Genomic DNA, 1,179 nt, shown 5'->3' with positions numbered 1-1,179 from the left:
ATGGCAAAGCAAAAGTTTGATCGTTCGAAAGAGCACGTGAACATCGGGACGATTGGTCACGTTGACCACGGCAAGACGACGCTGACGGCGGCGATCACGAAGTATTTCGGTGATTTCCAGGCGTATGACAGCATCGACGGCGCGCCGGAGGAGAAGGCGCGGGGGATCACGATCTCGACGGCGCACGTGGAATACGAGACCGACAAGCGCCACTACGCGCACGTCGACTGTCCGGGCCACGCCGACTACGTCAAGAACATGATCACGGGCGCGGCGCAGATGGACGGGGCGATCCTCGTGGTCAACGCCGCCGATGGCCCGATGCCGCAGACGCGCGAGCACATCCTGCTGGGCCGCCAGGTCGGTATCCCGAAGATGGTGGTCTTTCTCAACAAGGTCGACCAGGTCGACGACGAGGAGCTTCTGGAGCTTGTCGAGATGGAGGTGCGCGAGCTTCTGTCGGAATACGACTATCCCGGTGACGACATCCCGATCATCGCCGGCAGCGCGCTTGCGGCGATGGAGGGCAACAATCCCGAGATCGGCGAGGAGAAGATCCGCGAGCTGATGACGGCGGTCGACGACTACATCCCCTCGCCGCAGCGCGCGGTGGATCAGCCGTTCCTGATGCCCATCGAGGACGTGTTCTCGATCTCGGGGCGCGGCACGGTGGTGACCGGGCGCGTCGAGCGCGGTGTCATCAACGTGGGTGACGAGATCGAGATCGTGGGCATCCGCGACACCCGCAAGACGACCTGCACCGGTGTCGAGATGTTCCGCAAGCTGCTGGACCGCGGCGAGGCGGGCGACAACATCGGCGCGCTGCTGCGCGGGATCGACCGCGAGGGCGTGGAGCGCGGGCAGGTCCTGTGCAAGCCCAAGTCGGTGACGCCGCACACCAAGTTCGAGGCCGAGGTCTACATCCTCAACAAGGACGAGGGCGGGCGCCACACGCCGTTCTTCGCCAACTACCGGCCGCAGTTCTACTTCCGCACGACGGACGTGACCGGCACGGTGGAACTGCCCTCGGGCACCGAGATGGTGATGCCCGGCGACAACCTGAAGTTCACCGCCGAGCTGATCGCGCCCATCGCCATGGAAGAGGGCCTGCGCTTCGCCATCCGCGAAGGCGGCCGCACCGTCGGCTCCGGCGTCGTCTCCAAGATCATCGACTGAGAC

The 1,179-nt window shown here is 64.8% G+C and carries 1 protein-coding gene; it reads left to right on the top strand.

Annotation, left to right across the window (positions count from 1 at the left end; all coding sequences use genetic code 11):
• Positions 1-1,176 (top strand): elongation factor Tu, encoded by a 1,176-nt coding sequence (tuf, locus tag BU124_RS14465; RefSeq protein ID WP_084864268.1) that lies wholly within the window; start codon positions 1-3, stop codon positions 1,174-1,176.
• The last annotated feature ends 3 nt before the right edge of the window (positions 1,177-1,179 follow it).

It is taken from the genome of Salibaculum halophilum (genome assembly GCF_002094885.1).
Classification (GTDB): Bacteria; Pseudomonadota; Alphaproteobacteria; order Rhodobacterales; family Rhodobacteraceae; genus Salibaculum; species Salibaculum halophilum.
This window is presented reverse-complemented; position numbering and strand designations above follow the sequence as displayed.

Bases quoted from the DNA above. Each gene is read 5' to 3' on its own strand.
- tuf (WP_084864268.1), top strand. From the start codon at position 1: ATGGCAAAGCAAAAGTTTGATCGTTCGAAAGAGCACGTGAACATCGGG.